Source organism: Gibbsiella dentisursi, from assembly GCF_039539505.1.
Taxonomy (GTDB): Bacteria; Pseudomonadota; Gammaproteobacteria; order Enterobacterales; family Enterobacteriaceae; genus Gibbsiella; species Gibbsiella quercinecans.
Genome location: NZ_BAABDG010000009.1, coordinates 68,551 through 95,088, shown reverse-complemented (window position 1 = coordinate 95,088; position 26,538 = coordinate 68,551). Strand labels below are relative to the sequence as shown.

The following is a 26,538-nucleotide window of genomic DNA, read 5'->3' as shown; positions in this document are numbered from 1 at the left end:
GGCCTTACGGTTACTGCATCACGCGCTGTACGGTGCTCTGCGCATTCAACAGGTTCTGCTGGCGCGCCACCAGGTTCGACATCATGGTGTTGTACTGCGCCGCCTGTTGCTGGGTGCGGAACTGCACACCGCCGTTGTTGAAGCTCACCTGGTTACCCTGCGCCTGCAGGAAATCCCCCACCTGCACCAAATCCTGCAGGAACGTGGCGGTGGTCGGGATAGCCGGCATCAGTGCGTTGGCCGGATCGGTGACCACCTTGTCATACACCTGGTTGTACACAGCTTTCAGATCGTCCGGCTGTTTCAACGCCGCGCGCGCCGTATCCGCCTGCGATTTCGCCGACTGAATCTGCTGGCCGAGCAGATTCAGCGCGCCGACGGACTGCTGCAGCGCATCGCGCTTGGCGATATAGTCTGGCGCAACGCGGATCTGATTAACCAGATCCAGCGCCGGCGTCAGGCTAGCGTCCACCGATTTGGATAACTGCTGGGAAAAGCCGACTAAAATCGCATAATCGCCGGCATAATTGCCGAACTTCTGCTTTTGATCTTCGCTCAGCGTGGGAATTCTCACGCCGCTGCGCATCACAGTATTTTGTAAGTAATCAATGAACGCCTTACGCTGTTCCGGCTCTTTATCGCCACAGGCAGTCAACTGCAGGACTGCCAACAATGCCAATACCGGCACCAACCAACGCATCAGGCTTCTGCTCTGGATCCCTACCGCCATGTGACATAACTCCTGTTATAAACGTACTTTTTCATCGGGCTCCATGCCTTTTGCCGCACTCCGTGCGCCTATAAGAATAGATCAACTGCCGGCAATTCGATACGCGATTCACCATGGTGCGCCCATTGCGCGGTGAAATGCTTCGCCGTAGTGCAGGCTGCGCCAAAAGCGACCGCCCGCCCATCATTCACCGAATAGCGCAGCACGTCAATGGCGAACAAATAACCTGATAAAACAAGCCGGATAGGCGGTTTTTTCACAAACTGGCAAGTATCTTGCTTAATTTTTACCTGCAGGAGCGGTAGCGGGTCACCGTTGTCGCACGACAATTTGCAATAGGTCACTAGGGTTCCGGTCTGGCAACAGACGCTGGTCCGAGAGTGGCCGACCGCCCTCTGGCGGTTACACGGCGGGATAAAAGCCCGGGAGGCCAACGCGAGATCGTTCTCGCCGCCGACCTGCCTTTATTCCGTGGTTAACGTCAGAGGACATTACATGATTAAATTCTGCCAACGCCTGCTGCAGGGCACCGTCTTATTGAGCGCCCTGTTGGCCAGCCTGCCGACCCTGGCGAGCGCCAAACCCAGTTTCAAACTCTGTTGGTCCGTCTATGTGGGCTGGATGCCCTGGGATTACGCCCAGCAGCACGGCATCGTCAAAAAATGGGCCGATAAATACGGCATTGATATCCAGTTCGTTCAGATCAACGACTACATCGAGTCGGTCAACCAATATACCGCCGGCAGCTTTGACGGCTGCACCATGACCAACATGGACGCGCTGACCATTCCCGCCGCTGGCGGCGTGGACAGCACGGCGCTGATCGTCGGCGACTACTCCAACGGCAATGACGGCATCCTGATCAAGGGCCAGGGCGATATGACGGCGCTGAAAGGGCAGCCGATCAACCTGGTGGAGCTTTCCGTTTCGCATTACCTGCTGGCGCGCGCATTGGAAAAGGCCGGCATGAGCGAAAAAGACGTGCAGGTGGTCAATACCGCCGACGCCGATCTGGTCTCCGCTTTCAGCACGCCGAGCGTGAAAGCGATCGTCACCTGGAACCCGCTGCTGGCCGCCGCTAAACAGCAACCCGACAGCCACCTGCTGTTCTCTTCCGCGCAAATCCCCGGCGAGATCCTCGATCTGCTGGTGGTCAACCGCGCTACGTTGCAAAAACACCCCGAGCTTGGCAAAGCGCTGACCGGCGCCTGGTATGAAACCCTGCGCACCATGGCGGGCGACGGCGCCGAAGCGGTGGCCGCACGCAGCCAAATGGCGCAGGCCTCCGGCACCGATCTGGCCGGCTTCGACCAGCAGTTGGCGGCCACCCATCTGTTCAGCACGCCGCAACAGGCGTTGGCGTTTACCCAAAGTGCACAGTTGAAAACCACCATGCAGGCGGTGGCGGAGTTCTCCTTCCGTCATGGGCTGCTGGGCGATAACGCCCCCAGCGCCGACGTGGTGGGCATCAGCACGCCGGCAGGCACATGGGGCAACGCCGGCAACGTCAAACTGCATTTTGATGACAGCTATCTGAAGCTGGCGGCAGCCAACCAGCTGTAAAGCCACGGGGCCGATGATGAAAAAAATCATTAACTACCAGCCGGACAGGCTGTCACGGGTACTGCTCGGCTTTCTGCCGCTGTTGCTGCTGACGGTGATCTACCTGATGGCTTCCGACGCACGGCTGGCGGCTAATGCCTCCGACAAACTGCTGCCGAGCTTTGGCAGCATGGGCGACGCGCTGGCGCGCATGGCGCTGCAGCCAAGCCCACGCACCGGGGAATACCTGATGTGGATCGATACCGGCGCCAGCCTGCTGCGCCTGCTGATCGGCATTCTGATCAGCAGCGGGCTGGGGCTGGCGCTCGGGGTATTCTGCGGCGCCCTGCCCGCGGTGCGCGCCCTGCTGTCGCCGCTGATCACACTGTTTGCGTTAATCCCGCCGCTGGCGGTGCTGCCCATCCTGTTCATTGTGTTCGGGCTGGGGGAAGTCTCGAAGGTGGTGCTGATCGTGATCGGCGTGGCGCCGTTTATCGCCCGCGACTTGCAGCAGCGGGTACAGGCCATTCCGCAAGAGCAGCTGATCAAGGCGCTGACGTTAGGGGCGCACAGTGGCCAGATCCTGTGGCGCATCATCCTGCCGCAGCTGCTGCCGCGCCTGCTGGAAGCCGTGCGCCTGTCGCTCTGTTCCGCCTGGCTGTTCCTGATCGCCGCCGAGGCCATCGCCTCCACCGAAGGGCTGGGCTACCGCATCTTCCTGATGCGCCGCTATCTGGCAATGGATGTGATCCTGCCTTACGTCGCCTGGATCACGCTACTGGCCTTCCTGCTGGATGTGTTGCTCAGCAGCATCAGCCGCCGCTGTTGGCCTTGGTATTACGCACGTTAAGGAACACACCATGAGCCTGTTAGTGATGAAGCAGTTGGAAAAACATTACGGCGCCCAGGTGGTGCTGGAGCGGGTCAACGCCAGCGTGGAGGAAGGCGAGTTCGTGTCGATCGTCGGCGCCTCCGGCTGCGGGAAAACCACCTTCCTGAAAATGATGCTCGGCACCGAATCCCCCAGCCGCGGCCAACTGCTGCTGGACGGCCAGCCGATCCGCCAGGAACCAGGGGAAGACCGCGGCGTGGTGTTCCAGCGCTATTCGGTTTTCCCACACCTCAACGCCCAGGAAAACGTGATGCTGGGCGATGAATTCAGCCAGGCGCGCCTGCTCGGCCGCGTGTGGGGAAGCAAACGCCGCGCCATTGCCGAGCGGGCCGCCGCCATGCTGCAACAGGTGGGGCTGGGCCAGGCGCTGCAAAAATACCCGCACCAGCTTTCGGGCGGCATGCAGCAACGGCTGGCGCTGGCACAGGCGCTGATGAAAAAGCCGCGCATCCTGTTGCTGGACGAACCGTTCGGCGCGCTCGATCCCGGCATCCGCGCCGATATGCACCAGTTGATCACCGAGCTGTGGCAACAGCACCGCCTGACGATCTTTATGATCACCCACGATCTGAAAGAAGGGTTTTCCCTCGGCTCGCGCCTGTGGGTATTCGACAAACTGCGCCACGATCCACAGGCCCCGGACGCATACGGCGCCAGCATCACCTATGACATTCCGCTCGACCGCACGCCCGCCGTGCCGATCGAGCACGTGAGCAGCCTGGTCTATCCGCCGGCCCAACGGGCCTGAACGCTAAAAGGAGAGAATGATGACAGACAGCCTGTACCAAACCCAATTGCCCGCCGGCGCCCACTGGTCGCTGCGCGTGCGCCGCGGCATGGCGCTGCGGATCACCGATATCACCGGCGGCGCCAACGTCGGCATGTTGTTCTACAACCCGGAGAACCTGCTGGAACGCTACAACGCCGCTGATACGCTGAAGTGCCAGCACACGTTCCGCCTGACCGCCGGGCACTGCCTGTATTCCGATATGGGCCGCATCTTCTGCGGCATTGAACAGGATGACGCCGGCTGGCACGACACCGTCTGCGGCACCAGCAACGCCGCGCAGGTAGCCAAACAGTTCGGCGCTCTGGATTACCAGCAGGCGCGGAACGAGCGCCACCAGAACGGCTATGACAGCCTGCTGACCGAACTGGCGAAATACGGCCTGGGCAAACGCGATATGGCCGCCAGCCTCAATCTGTTCTCCCGCGTGGAGGCCGACGCCGACGGCAACCTGCGCCTGACGGCAACGCCGCACCCCGGCGCCAGCGTCACGCTGCGCTTTGCGATGGACGCGCTGGTGCTGCTGCACACCTGCCCGCACCCGCTGTCCACCGCCGCCCAATACCCGCGCGGCGCGGTCGGCATCGCCCTGCTGGCCGGCAGCGCGCCGCTGCCGGAACACTGCCTGACCATCGAGGAAAACCGCCGCGGCCTGGCCAACAACCACCTCTACTACGCAGGAGCCTGATGATGAACACCGCAACCCCTTCCGTTTACCGCAAAACCATCGGCGCCGGCGATTACTGGCTGTACCGCGTCAACGCCGGGCAAACGCTGCGTATCACCGATCTGGAAGGCAACCAGGCGGCGGATACGCTGTTCTTCAACGCCGATGACACCGCCGAGCGCTACAGCGCCATGGATACCCTGCGCGGCCAGCAAAACCTGTACCTGGGCCTGGGCACCGTGCTGCGCTCCAACGACGATCGCCCGATGCTGGAGATCGTCGGCGACACCTGCGGCCGCCACGACACCCTGGGCGGCGCCTGCTCCACCGAAAGCAACACCGTGCGCTACGATCTGGAAAAACGCCATATGCACGCCTGCCGCGACAGCTGGATGCTGGCGATCGCCGAACACCCGGAATACGGGCTGACCAAGCGCGACATCACCCATAACATCAATTTCTTTATGAACGTGCCGGTCACCGCGGAGGGCGGCCTGACCTTCGCCGACGGGCTTTCCGCGCCGGGGAAATACGTCGAGCTGGTGGCGAAAATGAACGTACTGGTACTGATCTCCAACTGCCCGCAGTTGAACAACCCGTGCAACGCTTACAACCCGACGCCGATTGAAGTGGAAGTCTGGTAACCCTAATCGCACGGGAACGGCCCCTTTTCCTGGGGGCGAGTCAGGGAACATGACGGGACGACCCGCCATCGCATAACAAAACGCAGGACGGCCTGCCTTTGAAAGAGAACGCACCATGTTCAACTGCGTATTGATCGCCAACCGGGGCGCAATCGCAGTGCGCATCATCCGCACACTGCAACAGCTCGGCATCAAAGCCATTGCGGTCTACGCCGAAGCCGATCGCCATTCGCTGCACGTCCGTCATGCCGATTGCGCTTTCAGCCTGGGCGAAGGCAGCGTGCGCGAAACCTATCTCAATCAGGACAAACTGATCGCCATCGCACAGCGCGCCGGCGCACAGGCCATTCACCCCGGCTACGGTTTTCTCAGTGAAAACGCCGGTTTCGTCACCCGCTGCGAACAGGCACAGATCGTGTTTCTCGGCCCCACGGTGGAACAGATGGCGGCGTTCGGCCTTAAACACCGGGCGCGGGCGTTGGCGCAGCAAAACCAGGTGCCGCTGCTGCCGGGCAGCGATCTACTGACCAGCGAGCAGCAGGCGTTGAGCGCCGCAGCGGCGATGGGCTACCCGGTGATGCTGAAAAGCACCGCCGGCGGCGGCGGTATCGGCATGCAGCGCTGCGACGATGGCCAGGCGCTGGCCAAAGCGTTTACCCACGTCAAACGGCTGGCGGGCAATAACTTCGCCAACGACGGCGTGTTTGTGGAAAAATTTGTGGCCCAGGCCCGGCACATCGAAGTGCAAATTTTCGGCGACGGCGCGGGCCAGGTGATCGCCCTGGGCGAGCGTGACTGCTCGGCGCAGCGCCGCAACCAGAAAGTGATCGAAGAAACCCCGGCGCCGCACCTCAGTGATGAGGTGCGCAGCGCGCTGCACCAAACCGCGGTGCGGCTGTGCCAGGCGGTCAACTACCGCAGCGCCGGCACGGTGGAATTCGTTTACGATGTCGCCCAGGATCGCTTCTACTTTCTGGAGGTCAACACCCGGCTGCAGGTGGAACACGGCGTCACCGAAATGGTATATGGCGTGGACATTGTGCGCTGGATGGTGGAGCTGGGCGCCGGTTGCCTGCCGGCCCTCAGCGTGCCGCCGGCGCAGGGGCATGCGGTGCAGGTGCGGCTATACGCCGAAGACGCCGCCAAGCAGTTCCAGCCGTGCGCCGGGCTGTTGAGCCAGGTGGCGTTCCCGCAGCAAGCGCCCGGCGCCCGGTTGCGGATCGACACCTGGGTCGACAGCGGCAGCGAAGTGCCCGCGCTGTACGATCCGATGCTGGCTAAGGTCATCGTTCACGCAGCCGATCGCGCCAACGCGCTGGCGGCGCTGCAAACTACCCTCGCCCAGACCACGCTGTACGGCGTGGAAACCAACCTCGGCTACCTGCGCCACCTGTTAACGCAGCCCGCGGTGCGCGACGGCACTCTCATTACCGCCACCCTTGGCACGGTGATATACCGGCCGGCGACGCTGGACGTGCTCAGCCCCGGCACCCTGACCAGCGTTCAGGACGCGCCCGGGCGCATCGGTTACTGGCATATCGGCGTGCCGCCTTCCGGGCCATTCGACGGCCGCTCGTTCCGGATCGGCAACCGCCTGCTGGGCAACGATCCGCAGGCGGCCGGGCTGGAGATCACTCTGCGCGGGCCGACGCTGCGCGTTAATTGCGATTGCGCCTTGGCGATTACCGGCGCGCAGATTGACGCCACTCTCGACGGCCAGCCCTTGCCGCTGTGGCAAGTGGTGAACGCCAAAGCTGGCCAAACGCTGGCGCTGGGCAAGGTGAGCGGCGCCGGTTGCCGCAGCTACCTGCTGCTGGCCGGCGGCGTGGATTGCCCGGCCTATCTGGGCAGCCGCAGCACCTTCACCTTGGGCCGCTTCGGCGGCCATGCCGGGCGTGCGTTGCGCAGCGGCGATGTGCTGCACCTGGCGGCCCCTGCGCACCGCAGCGCCCAGGCGCTGCCGACCGAAATGGCGCCGCGGTGGCGGAATACCTGGCAACTGCGGGTGATCTACGGGCCGCACGGCGCGCCGGAATTCTTCACCGACAGCGACATCAGCGCCTTTTTCGCCGCCGAGTGGCAGGTGCACTACAACTCCAGCCGCACCGGCGTGCGCTTGATCGGCCCGAAACCGCAGTGGGCGCGCAGCGACGGCGGCGAAGCGGGCATGCACCCGTCCAACATCCACGACAACGCCTACGCCTTCGGCACCATCGACTTCACCGGCGATATGCCGGTGATCCTGGGGCCGGACGGCCCGTCGCTCGGCGGTTTCGTCTGCCCGGCAACGGTGATCCACGCCGATTTGTGGAAGCTCGGCCAGCTCAAGGCCGGCGATACCCTGCGCTTTATCCCCGTGACGCTGGAAGCTGCCGACCGCTTCGCCCAACGGGCGGAAGAGGAAATCGCCGCGCTGCAGGCCGCGCCTGTACACATACCGCCGGCCGCGCCGGGCAACCCGATTCTGTTCCACCGCGCCACGCACGGCGGCTTGCCGGCGGTGACCTGCCGCCGCGCCGGCGATCGTTTCCTGCTGCTGGAGTATGGCGAACAGGTGCTGGATATTGCGTTGCGCTTCCGGGTGCATGCGCTGATGCAGTGGCTGGAACAGCACCCGCTGCCGGGCATGCTGGAACTGACGCCGGGTATTCGCTCGCTGCAGATCCATTTCGACGCGCTGTGCTGCCCGCGCGAGCGCTTGCTGGCACACCTGCAATCGGCGGAACAACAGCTGGGCGATCTGCAGGGCGCGCAGGTGCCTTCGCGCACCGTGTGGCTGCCGCTCAGTTGGGATGACGCCGCCTGCCATGAAGCCATCGCCAAATATACCCAGTCGGTGCGCCCCGGTGCGCCCTGGTGCCCGAGCAACATTGAGTTTATCCGCCGCATCAACGGCCTGGATTCGGTGGAGCAGGTCAAAGAGATCGTGTTCAACGCCCGTTATCTGGTGATGGGGCTGGGGGATGTCTACCTGGGCGCGCCGGTCGCCACCCCGCTCGATCCGCGCCACCGGCTGGTCACCACCAAATACAACCCGGCGCGCACCTGGACGGCGGAAAACTCCGTCGGGATCGGCGGCGCCTATCTGTGCGTGTACGGCATGGAAGGGCCCGGCGGCTACCAGTTCGTCGGCCGCACGTTGCAAATGTGGAACCGCGATCGTCAAACCCCGGAATTCAACCAGCCGTGGCTGCTGCGTTTCTTCGATCAGCTGCGTTTTTACCCGGTGAGCGCCGAGGAACTGCTCGATATCCGCGAACGCTTCCCGTACGGCGATTACCCGCTACGGGTGGAGGAAGGCAGCTTCAGCCTGTCGCAGTATCAGGCGTTCCTTGCGCAGCAGCAGGCGGAGATTACAACCTTTGCGCAGCAGCGCCAGCTGGCGTTTGATGCCGAACTGGCACGCTGGCGCGCCGACGGCCAATTCACCTTTGACAGCAGCCAGCAGCAAGAGCAGCCGCTGGAACAGGAAACCATTCCGGAGAACTGCCATGGGGTGGACAGCCTGGTGGCAGGCAGCGTGTGGCAGTGGTTGGTCACGCCCGGTGAAACGGTGCAGGAAGGGCAAACGCTGGGAATTCTGGAATCGATGAAAATGGAGATACCGATCGCCGCCCCGGTGGCCGGGGTGGTGCGTACTCTTAACCGCCCGGCGGGCAGCCAGGTCCAGGCCGGGCAGTTGCTGATGCTGATCGAAATCAGCGCGGCGTAACATAAAAAAATGCCAGCCGGCATAACCGGCTGGCATTACTGTTTGACTGCGGCAACGCTTACTGCAGCACGGAAATATCCGCCACCTGCAGGAACAGCTCGCGCAGCTTGCTCAGCAGCGTCAGGCGGTTGACGCGCACGTCGTTATCTTCCGCCATCACCATCACGCTATCAAAGAACGCATCGACCGGCTCGCGCAGCGCGGCCAGTTCCACCAGCGCTTCCTGATAACGGCCAGCGGCAAACAGCGGTTGCAGCTTATCGCGCAGCACCACCACGTGGGTGGCCAGTTGCAGCTCGGCCGAATCTTTCAGCACCGACGCCTGGACTTCGTCATTCAGCGTATCGGAAGACTTGGCCAGGATGTTGGAAACACGCTTGTTGGCTGCCGCCAGCGCCGCCGCCGCATCCAGGGTGCGGAAATGGCTCACCGCTTTCACCCGCGCGTCGAAATCCGCCGGTTTGGTCGGCCGGCGCGCCAGCACGGCCTGAATGGTGTCCACCGCGTGGCCTTCTTCCTGATACCATGCGCGGAAGCGGCCCAGCATGAATTCCACCACGTCGTCGACCACATTGGCGTTGGTCAGCTTATCGCCATACAGACGCACCGCCTCTTCCGCCAGGGTTTGCAGATCCAACGGCAGGTTTTTCTCAACGATGATGCGCAGCACACCGAGCGCGGCACGGCGCAGAGCGAACGGGTCTTTATCGCCTTTCGGATGTTGCCCGATGCCGAAAATACCGGCCAAGGTGTCCATCTTGTCGGCGATCGCCAGCGAGCAAGCCACCAGGGAGTGCGGCAGATCGTCGCCGGAGAAGCGCGGTTGGTACTGCTCATTCAGCGCCACCGCCACATCTTCGGCCTCACCGTCATGGCGCGCGTAGTGCATGCCCATCACGCCCTGGGTATCAGTGAATTCGAACACCATATTGGTCATCAGATCGCACTTCGACAGCAACCCGGCGCGGGTAGCGTGGTTGACGTCGGCGCCAATCTGGCCGGCAACCCAGCCCGACAGCGCCTGAATGCGATCGGTCTTGTCGCGCAGCGAACCCAGCTGCTGTTGGAACAGCACGGTTTCCAGACGCGGCAGGTTGTCTTCCAGGCGTTGCTTGCGGTCGGTGTTGAAGAAGAACTCGGCGTCCGCCAGGCGCGGGCGCACCACTTTTTCGTTACCGGCGATGATTTGCTGCGGATCTTTGGATTCGATGTTGGCGACAAAAATGAAGTTCGGCAGCAGCTTGCCCGCGGCGTCATACACCGGGAAGTACTTCTGATCGCCCTTCATGGTATAGACCAGCGCTTCCGCCGGCACCGCCAGGAATTTCTCTTCGAATTTGGCCGTCAGCACCACCGGCCATTCCACCAGCGACGCCACTTCTTCCAGCAGGCTGTCGCTCAGATCGGCCTTGCCGCCAATCTTTTGCGCCGCCAGTTCGGCATCGCGCTTGATGATGGCTTTACGCACGGCGTAATCCGCCACCACTTTGCCGCACTCCAGCAGGATCTGCGGATATTGGTCGGCGTTGTCGATGGTGAACTCCGCTTCGCCCATGAAGCGGTGGCCGCGCAAAGTGCGCCCGGATTCGATGCCCAGGATGGTGCCTGGGATCACCTGCTCGCCCAGCAGCAGGGTAACGGTGTGCACCGGCCGCACAAACTGGGTTTCTTTATCGGCCCAGCGCATCAATTTTGGAATCGGCAGTTTGCTCAGCGCATTGCTGACCATATCGACCAGCAGTTCCTGCGCCGACAGCCCCTTCACGTGGGCGCGGTACAGCAACCATTCGCCTTTGTCGGTTTTCAGGCGTTCCGCCTGATCAACGCTGATGCCGCAGCCGCGCGCCCAGCCTTCGGCCGCTTTGCTTGGGCGGCCTTCGGCGTCGAACGCCTGGGCAATCGCCGGGCCGCGTTTTTCAACGGTGCGATCGGCCTGGGCGGCGCTCAGGTTGGCCACTTTCAGCGCCAGACGGCGCGGCGCGGCAAACCAGGTGACGGCGCCATGTTCAAGGCTGGCGTTATCCAGTTCGGCGGTAAAATTAGCGGCAAAAGCTTCTGCCAGTGAACGAAGAGCCTTCGGCGGCAGCTCTTCCGTGCCGATTTCCACCAGGAAAGTCTGTTGTGTCATGGCTGCCTCTTAATTCTTTTTACACATCGGGAAGCCCAGCGCTTCGCGGGAAGCGTAGTAGGCCTCGGCAACGGCTTTGGTCAGCGTGCGGATACGCAGAATATAACGCTGGCGCTCGGTGACCGAGATCGCCTTGCGTGCATCCAGCAGGTTGAAGGTATGGGCAGCCTTCAGGATACGTTCGTAAGCCGGCAGCGGCAGCGGTTTTTCCAGCGCCAGCAGCTTTTGCGCTTCTTTTTCATACTGCTCGAAGCAGGTGAACAGGAAATCGACGTCGGCGTATTCGAAGTTATAGGTGGACTGCTCCACTTCGTTCTGGTGGAACACATCACCGTAGGTGGTAACGCCCAGCGGGCCATTGCTCCACACCAGATCGTAAACGCTGTCCACGCCCTGGATGTACATCGCCAGGCGCTCCAGGCCGTAGGTGATCTCGCCGGTAACCGGTTTGCATTCCAGGCCGCCCACCTGCTGGAAGTAGGTGAACTGCGTCACTTCCATACCGTTCAGCCACACTTCCCAACCCAGGCCCCAGGCGCCGAGCGTCGGGTTTTCCCAGTTGTCTTCAACGAAGCGGATGTCATGGATGGTGGGATCCAGCCCCAGCTCTTTCAGCGAGCCCAGATACAGTTCCTGAATATTTTCCGGCGATGGCTTGATGATCACCTGGAACTGGTAGTAGTGCTGCAAGCGGTTAGGGTTTTCGCCGTAACGGCCGTCGGTCGGGCGGCGTGAAGGTTGCACATAGGCAGCGGCGATCGGCTCTGGGCCAAGCGCACGCAGGCACGTCATAGGGTGGGAGGTACCCGCGCCGACTTCCATGTCCAATGGTTGAACAATGGTACAGCCCTGGCGCGCCCAATAGTCCTGCAGTGTCAGGATCAGGCCCTGAAAGGTCTTGGTATCAAACTTTTGCATGTTGAATTCGCACGCGGTACAAGTGGTTTTAGATTGAATGCGCAAGTATACCCGTTGACCGTAAGATATACAGCCACAATCCAGCATCAAGTGCGAATCATCAAACAAAAAGCGGTTTGGGATGCTTAAAGGCCGGGAAAATCACCAGCGCCAAGGCTACCTGCGGCCCCTTTACTACCATGAAGGACTAAATACTGACTGCTATTTTCCCGCATCCGGCGGCAGGATAAGCTGCAACTCCACCCCAAGCCTGATGGCATGTTTGGCATTGGTAACGCCCAACTTTTTAACGGCGTTGCCAACGTGATATTTCACCGTGGCAAGCTTAATCCCCAGGATAAGTGCAATTTCCTGATAGGATTTCCCCATGCTTGCCCAGTAAAGAATGGCATTCTCACGCGGCGAAAATATCGCTTTCCCGTTCATTTTCTCAACGTTGGTAGGGCTGCTCACCGCCTGATAACGTGCGGTGAGTTCCTCATGCGTGCTAATCAATAACATCTGAAGCCTGTCTTTATCTTGTTCTATTCTTTTTTCTACGTTATCACCGCGATTCTTATCAAAGATAAGAGATAAGACGACAAGATTATGGTGATGATCGTGAAGCACAAAGGTATATCCATTAAGGACGTTGTAGTCCTTCGCCATATCAAAAATCTTGTGGAGCCTCAGCCCAGAGCCGATCATGATATTCTCATCCCAGGAAAAAGGGGTGAGGCGTTGCGATGCCATAATCAGCACCGGATCGATAAACTGACAATGTTCTTTAATATAGAGTTCAAACCACGGCATCCAGTTTGAAATTATAGAAAAATTCGCCGGATTATTTTTGTCCATGATGGCATAAGCGAATTTTATCTTGTTATATTGGCTTAGTTTTTTCTCCAGGCACTTTTGCATTGAGGTGTTAACCACCTCATTATCAAAGAACAATGCAGACACCTAACGCGCTCCTCAAATAGCATGACACACGTAAAAATTTAACATAACAAAGGGGGGGAGTATAATTATAGGAAACTAAAAAAATAACGCATGTAAACCATTAGTTAGCAATCAAATTATCAATAAAACCCATATCACGATAGGGTGATTATTCTACCATCGGTACATTAACACATCAAAATCATGTTCTTCTTTAGACAAGCAGGGATGAGGGATGAGGGATGAGGGATGAGTGAAGAATGGATGAATAATAGATGAAGAAAACACAAGACAATCCACTTTGTTATATTTATTGATTACATATTATTAATTTTCATATATCAAAAAAACAAAGTGAATTTTTGTGAACAGGAAGCTGAAAAGAACTCAATCATCTCACCGCCGGGTGAAAATTAACGGTGATATTATGCAGTTAGCTAAATTCAAATAACTGACTAAGCAGAAAAAAAGCAATAAACTCCTCCATAAATCGGCTACCGAGAAAGAAATAAATTGACAATTGTTCTACAGTGACATGATAATAATTAAACTATTTTCCCTGGTGTTGGCCGAATTGGCTAGCTGATTCTGTTCTCAGAATCAGCTTTTTTTTATTTTTATTTCCCGGCTATCTTGCCGGCGAAAATAACACTTTCGACTGTTCAATGATAAACAAGACTATACTAAAGTATAGTCTTTTTCTGCTATCAGTGGATAAACGTTTTGGTATTTATTCCCTAATTCGCACATGACTTAGAGATATCGGCAGCAAAAAGACGGATAAACCCGCGATATGCTCGAACATCATGAAAGTATGGCTCCCAGCCTGCCAACATGCTCACGCGCACTCTGTTAATACCCGCGGCGATTATAACCCCCACAGACACTTGCCAAACCGGCCGCTTCAGGCGATGATTACCTGTAAATAAACACAGTGAAAGGGCATTCAGCATGACAGACAAACGCTGTGGCTGGGTAACAGCCGATCCGTTGTATCTCGATTACCACGACAATGAATGGGGCCAGCCCACGCTCAGCGGCCAAGCGCTGTTTGAAATGCTATGCCTTGAGGGCCAACAGGCTGGGCTTTCTTGGATCACGGTGCTGAAAAAACGTGAAAACTATCGCCAGGCTTTCCACCAGTTCGATCCGCAGCAGATTGCCGCCATGACCGAGCAAGACATAGAAAGCCTGCTGCAAAATAGCGGCATTATCCGCCACCGCGGCAAAATTGAAGCCATCATCAACAATGCCAGGGCCTATCTGGCGATGGAGGCCGCAGGCGAAGATTTTGTGGCGTTCATCTGGCAATTTGTCGATGGCAAACCCTTGCTGAACCACTGGGAAACGCTGGCCCAAGTGCCGGCAAAAACGCCGCAGTCCGATGCCATGTCCAAGGCGCTGAAAAAGCGCGGCTTCAAGTTTATCGGCTCCACCACCTGCTATGCCTTTATGCAGGCCTGCGGGCTGGTGAACGATCATCTCACCCAATGCATCTGCCATCAGGCTGATCGTTCGCAGTAGTGAATGCCTGCGTGGGTGAATTTGAAAACCAAAACCTGCTGGAGGTGGCGGGCAAGATCACTGTTCTGAAATGTCCATCGCTTTGATTTTCTCAATAGCGAGAATGTTTTCCGACATCGCCTCGTTGAGTACCTCTACCGCCGTGCTGGCGTCGCGGTTCTTGATAGCCATATAAACCTTGATATGCGCTTCAACACTCTCCAGAGTAATACCCAGCGCACGGTTGAGTTCTTCAAGGTAGTAGTAATAGATATCTTTGATCGAGTTCATCACGTTGTAGAACACGCTATTGTGTGATGCCCGGACAATCGACAGATGGAACGCGTAATCCGCTTCCGAATATTTTTTGTAGTCGCCTTTGTTGATAAGCATATTGTTCAATGCTTGTTCCAGTTGGCGAATGTCATCATCGGTCGCATGGGTGACCGCCAGCTCCACGCATTTGAACTCCACGGTCTGGCGGAAAATCATCATGTCGTGAAACTCTTCGCGGCTAAGATGCATGATGGGGCGGGGATCGTTACTCAGCATCTGCGGGGTAAAGTTTTTACTGACGTAGCTGCCGCTTCCCTGGCGGGTGACCACAATGCCAAGATCGCGAAAGCGTTGAACCGCACTACGCACGCTAACCCTACTAACATTAAAAGAGGTGGTCAGCTCCGCTTCCGAGGGCAAACGGCTACCCGGCGTCCAACTGCCGTCCAGCAGCTTTTCCTTTATCTGGTCAAAGATTTCATTAACCACATTTTTTTTCTGGATAGATTTAATACTCACACCAGCGACCTATAAGATGTCCTACAGAAGTAAACTATATATCATATCTATTTATCGTACAATTAATCATCATTTAATCTGAACCGCCGAATAATTAATCCAGGGAACGGGTTTCCCCGCGCCCTGGCCTCTCATACCGGAAAGCCTCAAGGGCAGCGATTAGCATTAACGGCCCGATCAATGTTTCTTTTATTCAGTTGTTTTGATTCCGTCGCGTTTGCAAGATCGGTGAGATCGCGATCGCTCACTTCAGGCATCACACAGGACGATAACAGGCCAATACATGAGTACCCGATCAGCATGATGAAGATTGGATACCACGAGCCCGTGAGCTGGCAGAATATCCCGGCCAATAACGGCCCTAAGCCGGTGGCAAAAAGACCGCCAATCTCTTTAGAAATCGCCATCAAAGCGAAGCGGTTCTTTGAACCAAACATCTCCGCCATGGTAATCCCCTCAATAGCCGCCTGGCCCAGAACCGCACAGTTATGGATAAGTATCAGGCAAAGGGTGATCGTTCCTATCGACTGATCTTTATCGACGATAAAAGAAAGCATGGGATATGCCAAGATAATAGAGCAGAGCGTGAGAATAATATAAGGAATACGCCGCCCCACTTTATCTGATATCCAGCCAATTAACGGGATCGTTAAGAAGCCAATAACAGAACTCATCATCATCGCATCCGTTGGTATGGCCTTATTAAATAGGAGAGTCTGAACCATATAGCCCGCGAGAAATGTCTGGATAATCCCCGAGTTTCCCGCTTGCCCAAAACGCAGCCCGGTGGCGATCCAGAACGAACGCCCTTTCATTAATTTCCATAAAGGCTCGCTTTGTTGCTGGGCCACACTGCCTACTTCTTTGACATTTTCGAAGACCGGGCTTTCTTTCAAATTCAGCCGTAGCCAAATAGCAAAGCCCATCACGATAAAACTGGCCAGGAAAGGAATACGCCAGGCCCAGGCAACAATATCTTCATTATCAAAGAAGAAAAACATGGCTGCCCAAATGGCGGTCGCACTTAATGTGCCACAGTTTGTGCCCATGGCAACCAGTGAAGAGATAATGCCTTTTTTACCCGCTGGCGCATATTCCGCCAGCATGGTGCTAGCGCCGGAAATTTCCGCCCCGGCCCCCAGCCCCTGAATAATCCGCAGCGTAACCAGCAATAACGGTGCCAAAATGCCCACCTGCTGATACGTTGGTAAAACACCGATTAATGTCGTACAAACGCCCATTAAGGCAATAGTAATAAAAAGGACCTTTTTACGGCCTACTTTATCGCCCATCTTACCAAAGATAACCGCGCCGAAAATACGTGCGACGTAACCGGCACCATAAGTACCCATCGCAAGGATTAAAGCCATGGCACTTGATTGGCCCGGGAAAAATACCTCATGAAACACTAACGCGGCGCCCAAAGAATATAGCTGAAAGTCCATAAACTCTAATGTTGTCCCAAGCCAGCCGGAAACGGATGCTCTAACAAGATCAGAGGTATTTCGTTCTGTGTTAGGGGTTGAATGACTCATACTTTCACCACAGGGTTAGAGAATATATTAATATCTAACAACCAACAAACTCAGCTGATTAATGGATTAAATCCCACTACTTTTCAGATATTCGATTTGATCCGATATAAAAAACATACCGTTATTAAAAGGTAACCAGCACCTTGGATGAGATGTTTTTATCGCTGGCGGCTATTAGCGCATCTTCTATTTTATTGTATTGATATGTTGATGAAATAATTGGGCGTGGATCGATAATTCCTTTTTCCAGCCATTTTACGGCGGTCGTAAATTCATCAATAAACCGAAAAGAACCTTTCCAGGAAAGCTCTTTTACCAGCATCTGCGCCACGGGTAAATTAACCGGGCTTTTACCCATCCCGATCTGTACCACAACCCCACCCGGCCGCGTTGCCAGAATGCTGGATTCAATCGCCGCTTCGGCGCCACTCGCTTCCAGCGTCACATCAAAATAGCCTCTGTTATCATAATATTCCGCCATACTATTTTGCGTGCGGGGATCGACTGCCGCATCGGCGCCCATTTCAATAGCAATGCGCCGACATCTCTCACTCAGATCGCAGGCTACAATTTCTGAAGCGCCAGAGGCCCTTACCGCGGCAATCGCAAGTGCGCCAATCGGCCCCGCGCCAATCACCAGTACTTTTTTCCCAACCACGCTACCTGCAACATTAAGAGCGTGGATCACCACGGCGGTTGGTTCCGCGAGCGCCATAATATTCGCCGCCACCCGTTCATCATAAGTAATACATTGTTTTTCAGATACCACGACATATTGCGCGAACCCGCCATGTACATGAGGAGTAAACTGGGCGCTCCCCATAAAACGCATATTCTGGCATTCATTTTGTTTGCCGGCATAGCAGTATTCGCACTGCAGGCAAGGCTGCGATGGGTTCACCGCGACTTTTTGCCCCACCTTCAATTCAGAGCCGGCGGGCGCATGGAAAATACGGCCGACGAACTCATGGCCAATCACCAGCGGATGCTTAATGACAGACAGCCCCGCACGCCCTTCATGATAATAGTGAATATCTGATCCGCATATTCCACCGCACTCCACCTTTATCACTACATCGTGTTCTGAATACTGCAATTCGCGATGTTCTACCGCCACATCTTTTTTGCCATTTACGATACAGGCATCGAAATCTACTTTAAGCATGTTAATTCTCCATGGTCTTTTTCGATAACAGGTTCACAGTACAGCCAGCCAGCCGCCATCGACGTAAATAATTTGGCCGTTAATGTAATCCGATGCTTTTGATGACAGAAACACCGCCGTACCGATTAATTCTTCCGGCCGGCCCCAACGCTGTGAGGGGTTGCTGCTTTTAACCCAACTGTCGAACTGTTTATCTTCAATCAGCGCGGTGTTCATGTCGGTCAGAATGTAGCCCGGCCCGATGGCGTTGGTCTGAATATTAAACGGTGCCCATTCGGCTGCCATAGAGCAGGTGAGCATTTTAATGCCGCCTTTTGCCGCCGTGTAAGGCGCAACGGTGGGTCTGGCGGCCTGGCTGGTTAATGAACCAATATTGACGATCTTTCCCCCGCTATTGCGTGCAATCATGCGCTTTGCCGCAGCGCGCGAAACCAGAAAGGCGCTGGTCAGGTTGGTATCAATCACCTTCTGCCAGTTTGCCAGCTCCAGCTCAACCATCGGCTTGCGGTACTGAATGCCTGCGTTATTAATCAGAATATCGACGTGGACATCCTGCGCATCGAGCTGAGCGAAGGCGGTTTCAATGGCGTCTTCATTGGTAACATCGAATGCCACGCCATGCGCGCTGTAGCCTTTACGCGCCAGCTTATCCACGGATTCAGCCAGCAGCGTATCGCGAATATCATTCAGAATGACGCGCGCCCCCGCAGCGGCCAGGCCCTCCGCATAGGCAAACCCCAGGCCACGTGCGGAGCCCGTTACCAGAGCCGTTTTCCCCGTTAAGCCAAATAAATCGGTCATATAATTTTCCTCGCCCATTTAATTTGTATGACAACTATCTTTTTTAAGAGTGAGTTTTCACTTTAATAAAATCAACACCGCAAAAATGAATTTGCAACAAAGATCACAAACAATAGGTTATAACCGATCGCAAAAAATCATATAATTAATTGATAATAAAATATATTTATGTTTTTTTGCGTTATGGTATTTGATCGTTATCACAAAATGGCGCACTGAAAGAGGCTGACCCGGCAAAGCGTGATATAACAACATCAATTTGTAGGACAACCTACAGGTAAAAACGTATCAATGATATGCCGTTAATTCGCTGAATTGAGGAGTTAAAGTGAGTAACCTGAAAATCACCAATGTGAAAACGATTCTGACGGCACCGGGTGGCATTGACCTGGCCGTCGTGAAGATCGAAACCAACGAACCAGGGCTGTACGGTTTGGGATGCGCGACATTCACGCAACGCATTTTTGCCGTGAAAAGCGCCATTGATGAGTACATGGCCCCTTTTCTGATTGGCAAAGACCCTCGCCGCATTGAAGACATCTGGCAGTCTGGCGCGGTCAGCGGTTACTGGCGCAACGGCCCGATCATGAACAATGCGTTATCCGGCGTGGACATGGCGCTGTGGGATATCAAAGGCAAACTTGCGGGCATGCCGGTTTATGAGTTGCTGGGCGGTAAGTGCCGCGACGGTATTCCGCTTTATTGCCATACGGATGGCAGCGATGAAATAGAAGTGGAAGATAACATTCGCGCCAGAATGGAAGAGGGCTACCAGTATGTTCGCTGCCAGATGGGCATGTACGGCGGCGCAGGGACCGACGATCTCAAACTGATTGCCACCCAGTTGGCACGCGCGAAGAACATTCAACCCAAACGTTCACCGCGCAGTAAAACCCCCGGCATCTATTTTGATCCGGATGCCTACGCAAAAAGCGTCCCACGCCTGTTCGATCATCTGCGCAATAAACTGGGCTTTAGTATTGAATTTATCCACGACGTACACGAGCGCGTGACGCCGGTAACCGCCATCAATCTGGCCAAAAGACTCGAAGAATATCAACTTTTCTATCTTGAAGATCCGGTAGCGCCGGAAAACATCGACTGGCTGAACATGCTGCGCCAACAATCCTCCACGCCAATTTCCATGGGCGAGTTGTTCGTTAATGTCAATGAGTGGAAACCGCTTATCGACAACAAGCTGATTGATTATATTCGCTGCCATGTCAGCACCATCGGCGGTATTACGCCAGCCAGGAAACTGGCGGTTTACAGCGAACTGAACGGCGTGCGCACCGCGTGGCACGGGCCGGGCGACATTTCTCCGGTGGGTGTGTGCGCCAATATGCAACTTGATTTAAGCTCGCCAAACTTTGGCATTCAGGAATACACGCCGATGAATGACGCGCTGCGTGAAGTCTTCGCTGGCTGCCCGGAGATTAATCACGGTTATGCTTATCTGAATGACAAGCCGGGCCTGGGCATTGATATCGATGAAGCCAAAGCGGCAAAATATCCGTGCGCCGGGGGCATTCCGTCCTGGACGATGGCGCGTACGCCAGATGGCACCGCATCCAGACCATAACTTTCCCCCTGCGATTATCGAAAGAAGGTTGGAAGATAGCCCGGTTAGTAAAGTTTACCGGGCCTTTTTCCGGCATCGGTGCGGCACCACTCCCGCCAGCGCCGCGCTCTGTGGTACTCTCGCCTTGCCCTTTCCGCCATTTTTCAGCAGAGAATGTTATGTCCCTGAAAGCGATCGCCAAGGAACTTGGCCTGTCCATAACCACCGTCAGCCGCGCGCTGAACGGCTACGATGACGTAGCGCAAAAAACGCGTCAGCGGGTGGAGGCGATGGCAAACCAGATGGGATACCGCCCGAATACGCTGGCGCGCCGTCTGAAAATGGGCAAGATCGACGCCGTTGGCCTGGTTTTCCCCTTCAATTCCCACCCGTTTGGCAATTCCACCTTTATGGAAATGGTCGGCTGCATCAGCAATGAACTGGTGCGCCATGAGATCGATCTGCTGCTGGTTGCCGATGAAGCGCCACACTTATCCTTTACGCGCCTGATCGAAAGCAAACGGGTGGATGCGCTGATCGTGGCGCACACGCTGAATGACGATCCGCGCCTGCACCAGCTACAGCGCCTGAACTTCCCGTTTCTGGCGCTCGGCCGCAGCCAGCTGGCAGGCGACTACGCGTGGTTTGACTTTGACAACCACGCGGGCTGCAAAATGGCGGTGGACTACCTGGCGCACCTTGGCCACCGCCGTATTGCCTACCTCGGGGAAAATAATCACCAATCCTTTATCAGCCAGCGCCGCCAGGGCTATCTGGACGGGCTGGCGGCCAACCATCTGCCGCTGCATGAAGAATACCTGTGCCGCATTACCCCCAGCCGGCGCGCCGGCTATCTTGCCACCCAACAGCTGCTGGCGCAGGCCACGCCGCCGACGGCGATCATCACCGATTGCAACGGCCACGGCGAAGGCGCGGCGATGGCGCTGCGCGACGCCGGCCGCCTGGGGCCGGGTGGGGTTCCGCTGGTGGTCTACGACGGCCTGCCGCCGGACAGCCTGCTCGATCTGCCCGTCAGCGCGATTGTGCAAGCCACCCGTGAGCAGGTGGGCAAAAAGATCGCCGAAATGACGCTAGGCCTGATCCAACGCCAGCCGCTCAATCAGCTACAGGTGCTGTGGCAACCGGTACTGAAACCCAGCCCGGACGATCTGCCGCTCGCAGACTAGCTTTCCATAAGCATCATTTTTGCCCAGTCAGATCACAGATCCGAAACGTTTCGGTTTTAATCCAAAACGTTTCGGATTATTGATCGGAGCACAAATATGGCTTATTAAGGAACCCGATCATGGAAGCTACCGTTGTGCGGCTAACCAGCGCCGCGACCGACGTTATCGTGCGCTGTTCCCCGTTTGCAGAAATCCTCTACTGGGGGCCGCATCTGAGCTATTTTACAGCCCAGGACGTGCTGACCCTGGGGCGCCCGGTGCCGAATGGCCGCCTGGACGTTGATACCCCGCTGACGCTGGCGGCCGAAGCGGGGCGTGGCCTGTTTGGCGCACCCGGCGTTGAAGGCCACCGGGACGGCCTGGACTGGTCGCCGGTATTTACCACCTGTGATGTGATCCATACCGGGCAACAACTGGAGATTCTGGCTGAAGATCGCCAAGCTGGGCTGCAGTTGCATAGCGAACTGGTGCTGGATACCGCCAGCAGCGTACTGCAAATGCGCCACACCCTGACCAACACCAAGCCGGAGCGTTACTGGCTGAACCGCCTGGCGCTAACGTTGCCGCTGCCGGAGCGCGCCGGCGAAGTGATGGCGTTCCACGGCCGTTGGATCCGCGAGTTTCAACCACACCGCATCCCGCTGGCCCACGGCGGCTATCAACAGGAAAACCGCCGCGGCCGCACCTCGCACGAATATTTCCCCGGCATGATGATCGGCACCGCCGGCTTTAGCGAGCAGCAAGGGGAAGTCTGGGGCGTGCACCTTGGCTGGAGCGGCAATCACCGCCTGCGCGCGGAGGTGAAAACCGACGGCCGCCGCCTGGTGCAGGCCGAAGCGCTGTATCTGCCGGGGGAAATGGCGCTGGAAGAAAATGCCAGCCTGAGCACGCCGTGGCTGTACGCCGCCTGCTCGCAACGCGGCCTGACGGCCCTGAGCCAGCAGTTCCACCGCTATGTGCGCCAGCACATTCTGCATTTTCCCGGCAACAAGCCGCGCCCGGTGCACCTTAACACCTGGGAAGGCATCTATTTCGATCACCAGCCCGAATACATCATGCGCATGGCCAGCCAGGCCGCCGAACTGGGCGTCGAACGCTTTATCATTGACGATGGCTGGTTCCGCGGCCGCGATCACGATCGCGCCGCCCTGGGGGACTGGTATCTTGACGAACGCAAATACCCCGACGGCCTGGAACCGGTGATCGGCCACGTAAAACGTCTGGGGATGGAGTTCGGCATCTGGGTGGAGCCGGAAATGATTAACCCGGATTCAGACCTGTACCGCGCCCACCCCGACTGGGTGCTGGGGCTGGCGGGTTACCAACAGCCCACCGGCCGCCACCAGTACGTGCTCGATCTGTGCAACCCGCAGGTGTTTGATTACCTGCTGGCGCGCCTGGAGTGGCTGTTGAGCGCGCATGATATCGACTATGTGAAATGGGACATGAACCGCGAAATCGTCCAGCCCGCGCACCTGGGCCACGCGTCGCTGACCGCGCAGACGGCGCAGTTTTACCGGCTGCTGGATACGTTGCAACAGCGTTTCCCGGCGGTGGAGTTTGAATCCTGCGCATCCGGCGGCGGCCGCATCGATTACGAAGTGCTCAAACGCAGCCACCGTTTCTGGACCTCGGACAACAACGATGCGCTGGAGCGCCAGAGCATCCAACGCGGCATGAGCTACTTTTTCCCGCCGGAAGTGATGGGCGCGCACATCGGCAACCGCCAATGCCACGCCACCGAACGCCAGCACAGCATCGGCTTTCGCGGCCTGACGGCGCTGTTCGGCCACATGGGCATTGAGCTGGATCCGGTTAAAGAAGGGGAAGAAGAGCAACGGGGCTTTGCCCGCTACGTGGCGCTGCATAAAGCCTTGCGGCCGCTGCTGCACAGCGGCGACGTGGTGCGGATCGATCATCACGACAAAAACACGCTGATCAACGGCGTGATCAGCCCCACGCGCGATCGCGCGGTGATCCTGGTCAGCCAGTTGGCGATGCCGGAGTACACCCTGCCGGGCAACCTGCGCATCCCGGGGCTAAACCCACAGACGCGCTACTGCATCAGCCTGCTGGATACCCCGGCGCTGATCCACCAGCAGCGGGGCGGCCACACCATGCGCCAACTGCCGGCCTGGATGAAACAGCCGTGTGAAGCCAGCGGCGAGTGGCTGGCGCAGGCCGGGTTGGCGCTGCCGGTGCTGGATCCGGAAAGCGCCATGCTGATTAATATCGAACAGCTTTAATAAAGCCAGTGCGGCGGCCTGGCGCCGCCGCATGCTCATCGCCAGTCAGTAGCGAAAGGACAATAGCAATGAACGCCACCGTCTGTACCTACAAAAACAACCGTAACTTCTGGATCTTCGGCGCCTTCTTTTTCCTGTACTTTTTCATCATGGCCACCTGCTTCCCGTTCTTGCCGATTTGGCTGTCGGAAGTGATTGGCCTGAATAAAACCGAAACCGGGCTGGTTTTCTCCTGCCTGTCGCTGTTTGCCATTCTGTTCCAACCGATTTTCGGCATTATTTCCGACAAACTGGGGCTGAAAAAACATCTGCTGTGGATCATTTCACTGCTGCTGCTGTTCTTTGCGCCCTTCTTCCTGTTTGTCTTCGCTCCGCTGCTCAAGACCAACATTCTGCTCGGCGCGTTAAGCGGCGGGGCCTACATCGGCTTTGTGTTTTCCGGCGGTTCCGGCGCCGTAGAAGCCTATATCGAAAGGGTCAGCCGCAAAAGCGCGTTTGAATATGGCAAAGCGCGCATGTTCGGCTGCTTTGGCTGGGGGATCTGCGCCTCGACCGCCGGCGTATTGTTCAACATCAACCCGGACATTGTATTTTGGATGGGTTCGGGGGCGTCCGTCCTGCTGATGCTGTTGCTGCTGCTGGCCGATCCCAAAGAAAACCCCACCGCCGTGGTGATGAACCAGCTCGGGGCCAACCAGCCGCAGTTCAGGATCAAAATGGCCGCCGAGCTGTTTAAAATGCCGAAAATGTGGCTGTTTATCCTGTACGTGGTGGGCGTCGCCTGCGTCTATGACGTGTTCGATCAGCAGTTCGCCAACTTCTTTAAATCATTCTTTAGCTCACCGCAGCGCGGCACCGAAGTGTTCGGCTACGTCACCACCGCCGGCGAACTGGCCAATGCGCTGATCATGTTCTGCTCGCCGTGGATCATTAACCGCATCGGGGCGAAAAATACGCTGCTGCTGGCCGGGGTGATCATGTCAATCCGCATCATCGGCTCTTCCTTTGCCACCACCGCGCTGGAGGTGGTGCTGCTGAAAATGCTGCACGCGCTGGAAGTGCCCTTCCTGCTGGTCGGGACTTTCAAATACATCACCGCCATCTTCGACACCCGGCTTTCCGCGACTATCTACCTGATCGGCTTCCAGTTTGCCAAACAGGGTGCGGCAATCTTCCTGTCCGCCTTTGCCGGCAATATGTATGATCGGATCGGTTTTCACAGCACCTATATGATCCTCGGCGGCCTGGCGCTGGGCGTGACGTTAATCTCCGCCTTTACGCTGAGCAGCACGCCAAAAAGCCGGGCGCTGCCGGAAGGTGCGCCCAGCGCCACATCCTGATAGCAGAGGCTCCCGGCGGCGCGGCGGGTGTGTTAGGCTCTGTGGCTATCTACCTCAGGAGGGATCGACCGTGAGCAGTGTGAAGGCATCGCGCGCCGCCGGGCGCGCTACCATCAGCGATGTGGCCAAAGCCGCCAAAACCGGCAAGACCAGCGTGTCGCGTTACCTGAACGGTGAACAGCACCTGCTGTCTGACGATCTCAAACGCCGCATCCAGCAGGCGATTACACAGCTCGACTACCGGCCAAGCCAGATGGCGCGCAGCCTGAAAGGCGGCCAGACCCGGCTGATCGGCCTGATTATCGCCGATATCACCAACCCCTATTCGGTGGATGTGATGCGCGGCATCGAAGCCGCCTGCCGCCAGCACGGCTTCACCCTTCTGGTGTGTAACACCAACAATGAAGTCAACCAGGAGCAGCACTACCTGCAACTGCTCAGCAGCTACCGGGTCGAGGGCATCGTCGTCAATGCCGTCGGGATGCGTGAAGATGCGCTCTCGGCGTTGCATCAGTCGCAGCTGCCTATGGTGCTGATCGACCGGAAAATCCCGGATTTCACCTGCGATGTGGTAGGGCTAAACAACCATGAAGCGGCAACCCGGGCCACGGAGCACCTGTTGCAACAGGGGTTTGAAGCCATTTTGTTCCTAAGTGAACCGGTCGGCACCGTTAACACCCGCCTGGAGCGCCTGCTCGCTTTCCGCCAAACCATGGCAGAGCACCCGGCGCTGGCGGCGGAACAGGCGGAAACGCCGCTGAACGACGGCCCACAGTTGGAAACGGTGCTGCGGGAATTTAATCTGCGCCATCGCGGTATGCGCAAGGCGGTGATTTCCGCCAACGGCGCGCTGACGCTGCAAGTGGCGCGCGCCATGCGCCGCCTCGGCCTGCACTGGGGCAGCGATATCGGCCTGCTGGGCTTTGACGAACTGGAATGGGCGGAGCTGGCCGGGGTGGGGATTACTACGCTAAAGCAGCCGACCTATCAGATGGGGCATACCGCGCTGGAGCAGTTGCTGCAACGTATTCAGGGGCTGGCGTCTGCGCCGGAAGAGCGGGTGTTTTCCGGTGAGCTGATTGTGCGAGGTTCAACGACCCGCTAGGTTTTTTCCCTCACCCCAACCCTCTCCCAAAGGGAGAGGGAGCGGCCCGTGCAATAATGGAAGCTCGGCATTCCGTTTATCAAATGATTTAAAAATAGCGCTACAACAGGGTTGGGCGCGGCACTAATCTTGATAAGAACTCCGGTTTTCCCCCTCTCCCTCTGGGAGAGGGAGCCGCCCGTGCAATAGTGGAAGCTCAGTATTCCGTTTATCAAATAATTTAAAAATAGCGCTACAACAGGGGGTTTCCTCTCTCCCACAGGGACAGGGAGCCGCCCATGCAATAGTGGAAGCTCGTCATTCCGCTTATCAAATGATTTAAAAATAGCGCTACAACAGGGTTTGGCGCGGCACTAATC

Annotated in this window: 21 protein-coding genes and 1 riboswitch; of the genes, 12 read left to right on the top strand and 9 right to left on the bottom strand. The window is 57.2% G+C overall.

Annotated elements, in window-relative coordinates; all coding sequences use genetic code 11:
- Window positions 1-10: 10 nt before the first annotated feature.
- Entirely contained in the window at window positions 11-730 is a 720-nt protein-coding gene (locus ABFX35_RS19380) for a DUF3053 domain-containing protein (protein WP_279026134.1), read from the bottom strand.
- A 68-nt stretch (window positions 731-798) separates the two neighbouring features.
- Window positions 799-1,074 (bottom strand): hypothetical protein, encoded by a 276-nt coding sequence (locus ABFX35_RS19375; protein WP_346082524.1) that lies wholly within the window; start codon window positions 1,072-1,074, stop codon window positions 799-801.
- Window positions 1,063-1,161, top strand: a riboswitch (guanidine-I (ykkC/yxkD leader). Its footprint overlaps the gene before it by 12 nt.
- Before the next feature lie 64 nt (window positions 1,162-1,225).
- On the opposite strand from ABFX35_RS19375, the gene ABFX35_RS19370 reads away from it, so the two are divergent.
- The 6 genes from ABFX35_RS19370 (at window position 1,226) to uca (ending at window position 8,974) form a co-directional block, all read left to right on the top strand.
- Entirely contained in the window at window positions 1,226-2,293 is a 1,068-nt protein-coding gene (locus ABFX35_RS19370) for a putative urea ABC transporter substrate-binding protein (protein ID WP_346082523.1), read from the top strand.
- 16 nt (window positions 2,294-2,309) lie between these two features.
- Window positions 2,310-3,122: an ABC transporter permease gene (locus ABFX35_RS19365; RefSeq protein ID WP_095846456.1), complete on the top strand. Its 813-nt coding sequence runs from the start codon at window positions 2,310-2,312 to the stop codon at window positions 3,120-3,122.
- Window positions 3,123-3,132: 10 nt separating this feature from the next.
- Window positions 3,133-3,912, top strand: coding sequence for an ATP-binding cassette domain-containing protein (locus ABFX35_RS19360; RefSeq protein WP_095846457.1), 780 nt, complete (start codon window positions 3,133-3,135; stop codon window positions 3,910-3,912).
- A 19-nt stretch (window positions 3,913-3,931) separates the two neighbouring features.
- Complete coding sequence (locus tag ABFX35_RS19355) at window positions 3,932-4,639, top strand: urea amidolyase associated protein UAAP1 (protein WP_279026164.1); 708 nt, start codon at window positions 3,932-3,934, stop codon at window positions 4,637-4,639.
- Window positions 4,639-5,262, top strand: coding sequence for an urea amidolyase associated protein UAAP2 (locus tag ABFX35_RS19350; RefSeq protein ID WP_095846459.1), 624 nt, complete (start codon window positions 4,639-4,641; stop codon window positions 5,260-5,262). The genes ABFX35_RS19355 and ABFX35_RS19350 overlap by 1 nt, the downstream gene beginning before the upstream one ends.
- A 115-nt stretch (window positions 5,263-5,377) precedes the next feature.
- Window positions 5,378-8,974: an urea carboxylase gene (gene uca / locus ABFX35_RS19345; protein WP_346082522.1), complete on the top strand. Its 3,597-nt coding sequence runs from the start codon at window positions 5,378-5,380 to the stop codon at window positions 8,972-8,974.
- Between the two features lie 58 nt (window positions 8,975-9,032).
- Here uca and glyS read toward each other — a convergent pair whose 3' ends face one another.
- The 3 genes from glyS to ABFX35_RS19330 all read right to left on the bottom strand — a co-directional run bounded on the left by glyS (window position 9,033) and on the right by ABFX35_RS19330 (window position 12,962).
- Window positions 9,033-11,102 (bottom strand): glycine--tRNA ligase subunit beta, encoded by a 2,070-nt coding sequence (gene glyS / locus ABFX35_RS19340; RefSeq protein ID WP_346082521.1) that lies wholly within the window; start codon window positions 11,100-11,102, stop codon window positions 9,033-9,035.
- Between the two features lie 9 nt (window positions 11,103-11,111).
- Window positions 11,112-12,020 (bottom strand): glycine--tRNA ligase subunit alpha, encoded by a 909-nt coding sequence (gene glyQ / locus ABFX35_RS19335; protein WP_279028678.1) that lies wholly within the window; start codon window positions 12,018-12,020, stop codon window positions 11,112-11,114.
- 201 nt (window positions 12,021-12,221) lie between these two features.
- Window positions 12,222-12,962, bottom strand: a complete 741-nt coding sequence (locus ABFX35_RS19330; protein WP_346082520.1) for a LuxR family transcriptional regulator — start codon at window positions 12,960-12,962, stop codon at window positions 12,222-12,224.
- A 930-nt stretch (window positions 12,963-13,892) separates the two neighbouring features.
- Between ABFX35_RS19330 and ABFX35_RS19325 the strand changes: the two genes are divergently transcribed.
- On the top strand, window positions 13,893-14,465 hold the full coding sequence (locus tag ABFX35_RS19325) for a DNA-3-methyladenine glycosylase I (protein WP_346082518.1): 573 nt from the start codon (window positions 13,893-13,895) through the stop codon (window positions 14,463-14,465).
- Window positions 14,466-14,522: 57 nt separating this feature from the next.
- On the opposite strand, the gene ABFX35_RS19320 is transcribed toward ABFX35_RS19325, so the two are convergent.
- The 4 genes from ABFX35_RS19320 to ABFX35_RS19305 all read right to left on the bottom strand — a co-directional run bounded on the left by ABFX35_RS19320 (window position 14,523) and on the right by ABFX35_RS19305 (window position 18,740).
- Window positions 14,523-15,239 carry a FadR/GntR family transcriptional regulator gene (locus ABFX35_RS19320; RefSeq protein WP_279029177.1) on the bottom strand — a complete coding sequence of 239 codons (717 nt, stop codon included), beginning with the start codon at window positions 15,237-15,239 and terminating at the stop codon, window positions 14,523-14,525.
- 146 nt (window positions 15,240-15,385) lie between these two features.
- Window positions 15,386-16,774 (bottom strand): MFS transporter, encoded by a 1,389-nt coding sequence (locus ABFX35_RS19315; RefSeq protein WP_279029174.1) that lies wholly within the window; start codon window positions 16,772-16,774, stop codon window positions 15,386-15,388.
- A 124-nt stretch (window positions 16,775-16,898) separates the two neighbouring features.
- On the bottom strand, window positions 16,899-17,939 hold the full coding sequence (gene idnD / locus ABFX35_RS19310) for an L-idonate 5-dehydrogenase (RefSeq protein ID WP_279029171.1): 1,041 nt from the start codon (window positions 17,937-17,939) through the stop codon (window positions 16,899-16,901).
- Between the two features lie 33 nt (window positions 17,940-17,972).
- Window positions 17,973-18,740: an SDR family oxidoreductase gene (locus ABFX35_RS19305; RefSeq protein WP_346082515.1), complete on the bottom strand. Its 768-nt coding sequence runs from the start codon at window positions 18,738-18,740 to the stop codon at window positions 17,973-17,975.
- 328 nt (window positions 18,741-19,068) lie between these two features.
- On the opposite strand from ABFX35_RS19305, the gene ABFX35_RS19300 reads away from it, so the two are divergent.
- The 5 genes from ABFX35_RS19300 (at window position 19,069) to ABFX35_RS19280 (ending at window position 26,179) form a co-directional block, all read left to right on the top strand.
- The gene (locus ABFX35_RS19300; RefSeq protein WP_346082514.1) at window positions 19,069-20,322 is read left to right on the top strand and encodes an enolase C-terminal domain-like protein; all 1,254 of its coding nucleotides are present in this window, start codon (window positions 19,069-19,071) and stop codon (window positions 20,320-20,322) included.
- 158 nt (window positions 20,323-20,480) lie between these two features.
- On the top strand, window positions 20,481-21,488 hold the full coding sequence (locus ABFX35_RS19295; RefSeq protein ID WP_279029076.1) for a LacI family DNA-binding transcriptional regulator: 1,008 nt from the start codon (window positions 20,481-20,483) through the stop codon (window positions 21,486-21,488).
- 119 nt (window positions 21,489-21,607) lie between these two features.
- A complete protein-coding gene (locus tag ABFX35_RS19290; RefSeq protein WP_346082512.1) occupies window positions 21,608-23,734 on the top strand; it encodes an alpha-galactosidase in 2,127 nt (708 codons plus the stop codon).
- Between the two features lie 68 nt (window positions 23,735-23,802).
- Complete coding sequence (locus ABFX35_RS19285) at window positions 23,803-25,074, top strand: MFS transporter (RefSeq protein ID WP_346082510.1); 1,272 nt, start codon at window positions 23,803-23,805, stop codon at window positions 25,072-25,074.
- A 70-nt stretch (window positions 25,075-25,144) separates the two neighbouring features.
- A complete protein-coding gene (locus tag ABFX35_RS19280) occupies window positions 25,145-26,179 on the top strand; it encodes a LacI family DNA-binding transcriptional regulator (protein ID WP_095846469.1) in 1,035 nt (344 codons plus the stop codon).
- The last annotated feature ends 359 nt before the right edge of the window (window positions 26,180-26,538 follow it).

What these genes read in the sequence shown, in the direction of transcription:
- ABFX35_RS19380 (WP_279026134.1), bottom strand. Translation starts at nt 730, where the DNA reads ATGGCGGTAGGGATCCAGAGCAGAAGCCTGATGCGTTGGTTGGTGCCG.
- ABFX35_RS19370 (WP_346082523.1), top strand. Translation starts at nt 1,226, where the DNA reads ATGATTAAATTCTGCCAACGCCTGCTGCAGGGCACCGTCTTATTGAGC.
- ABFX35_RS19365 (WP_095846456.1), top strand. Translation starts at nt 2,310, where the DNA reads ATGAAAAAAATCATTAACTACCAGCCGGACAGGCTGTCACGGGTACTG.
- ABFX35_RS19360 (WP_095846457.1), top strand. Translation starts at nt 3,133, where the DNA reads ATGAGCCTGTTAGTGATGAAGCAGTTGGAAAAACATTACGGCGCCCAG.
- ABFX35_RS19355 (WP_279026164.1), top strand. Translation starts at nt 3,932, where the DNA reads ATGACAGACAGCCTGTACCAAACCCAATTGCCCGCCGGCGCCCACTGG.
- ABFX35_RS19350 (WP_095846459.1), top strand. Translation starts at nt 4,639, where the DNA reads ATGATGAACACCGCAACCCCTTCCGTTTACCGCAAAACCATCGGCGCC.
- uca (WP_346082522.1), top strand. Translation starts at nt 5,378, where the DNA reads ATGTTCAACTGCGTATTGATCGCCAACCGGGGCGCAATCGCAGTGCGC.
- glyS (WP_346082521.1), bottom strand. Translation starts at nt 11,102, where the DNA reads ATGACACAACAGACTTTCCTGGTGGAAATCGGCACGGAAGAGCTGCCG.
- glyQ (WP_279028678.1), bottom strand. Translation starts at nt 12,020, where the DNA reads ATGCAAAAGTTTGATACCAAGACCTTTCAGGGCCTGATCCTGACACTG.
- ABFX35_RS19325 (WP_346082518.1), top strand. Translation starts at nt 13,893, where the DNA reads ATGACAGACAAACGCTGTGGCTGGGTAACAGCCGATCCGTTGTATCTC.
- ABFX35_RS19315 (WP_279029174.1), bottom strand. Translation starts at nt 16,774, where the DNA reads ATGAGTCATTCAACCCCTAACACAGAACGAAATACCTCTGATCTTGTT.
- idnD (WP_279029171.1), bottom strand. Translation starts at nt 17,939, where the DNA reads ATGCTTAAAGTAGATTTCGATGCCTGTATCGTAAATGGCAAAAAAGAT.
- ABFX35_RS19305 (WP_346082515.1), bottom strand. Translation starts at nt 18,740, where the DNA reads ATGACCGATTTATTTGGCTTAACGGGGAAAACGGCTCTGGTAACGGGC.
- ABFX35_RS19295 (WP_279029076.1), top strand. Translation starts at nt 20,481, where the DNA reads ATGTCCCTGAAAGCGATCGCCAAGGAACTTGGCCTGTCCATAACCACC.
- ABFX35_RS19290 (WP_346082512.1), top strand. Translation starts at nt 21,608, where the DNA reads ATGGAAGCTACCGTTGTGCGGCTAACCAGCGCCGCGACCGACGTTATC.
- ABFX35_RS19285 (WP_346082510.1), top strand. Translation starts at nt 23,803, where the DNA reads ATGAACGCCACCGTCTGTACCTACAAAAACAACCGTAACTTCTGGATC.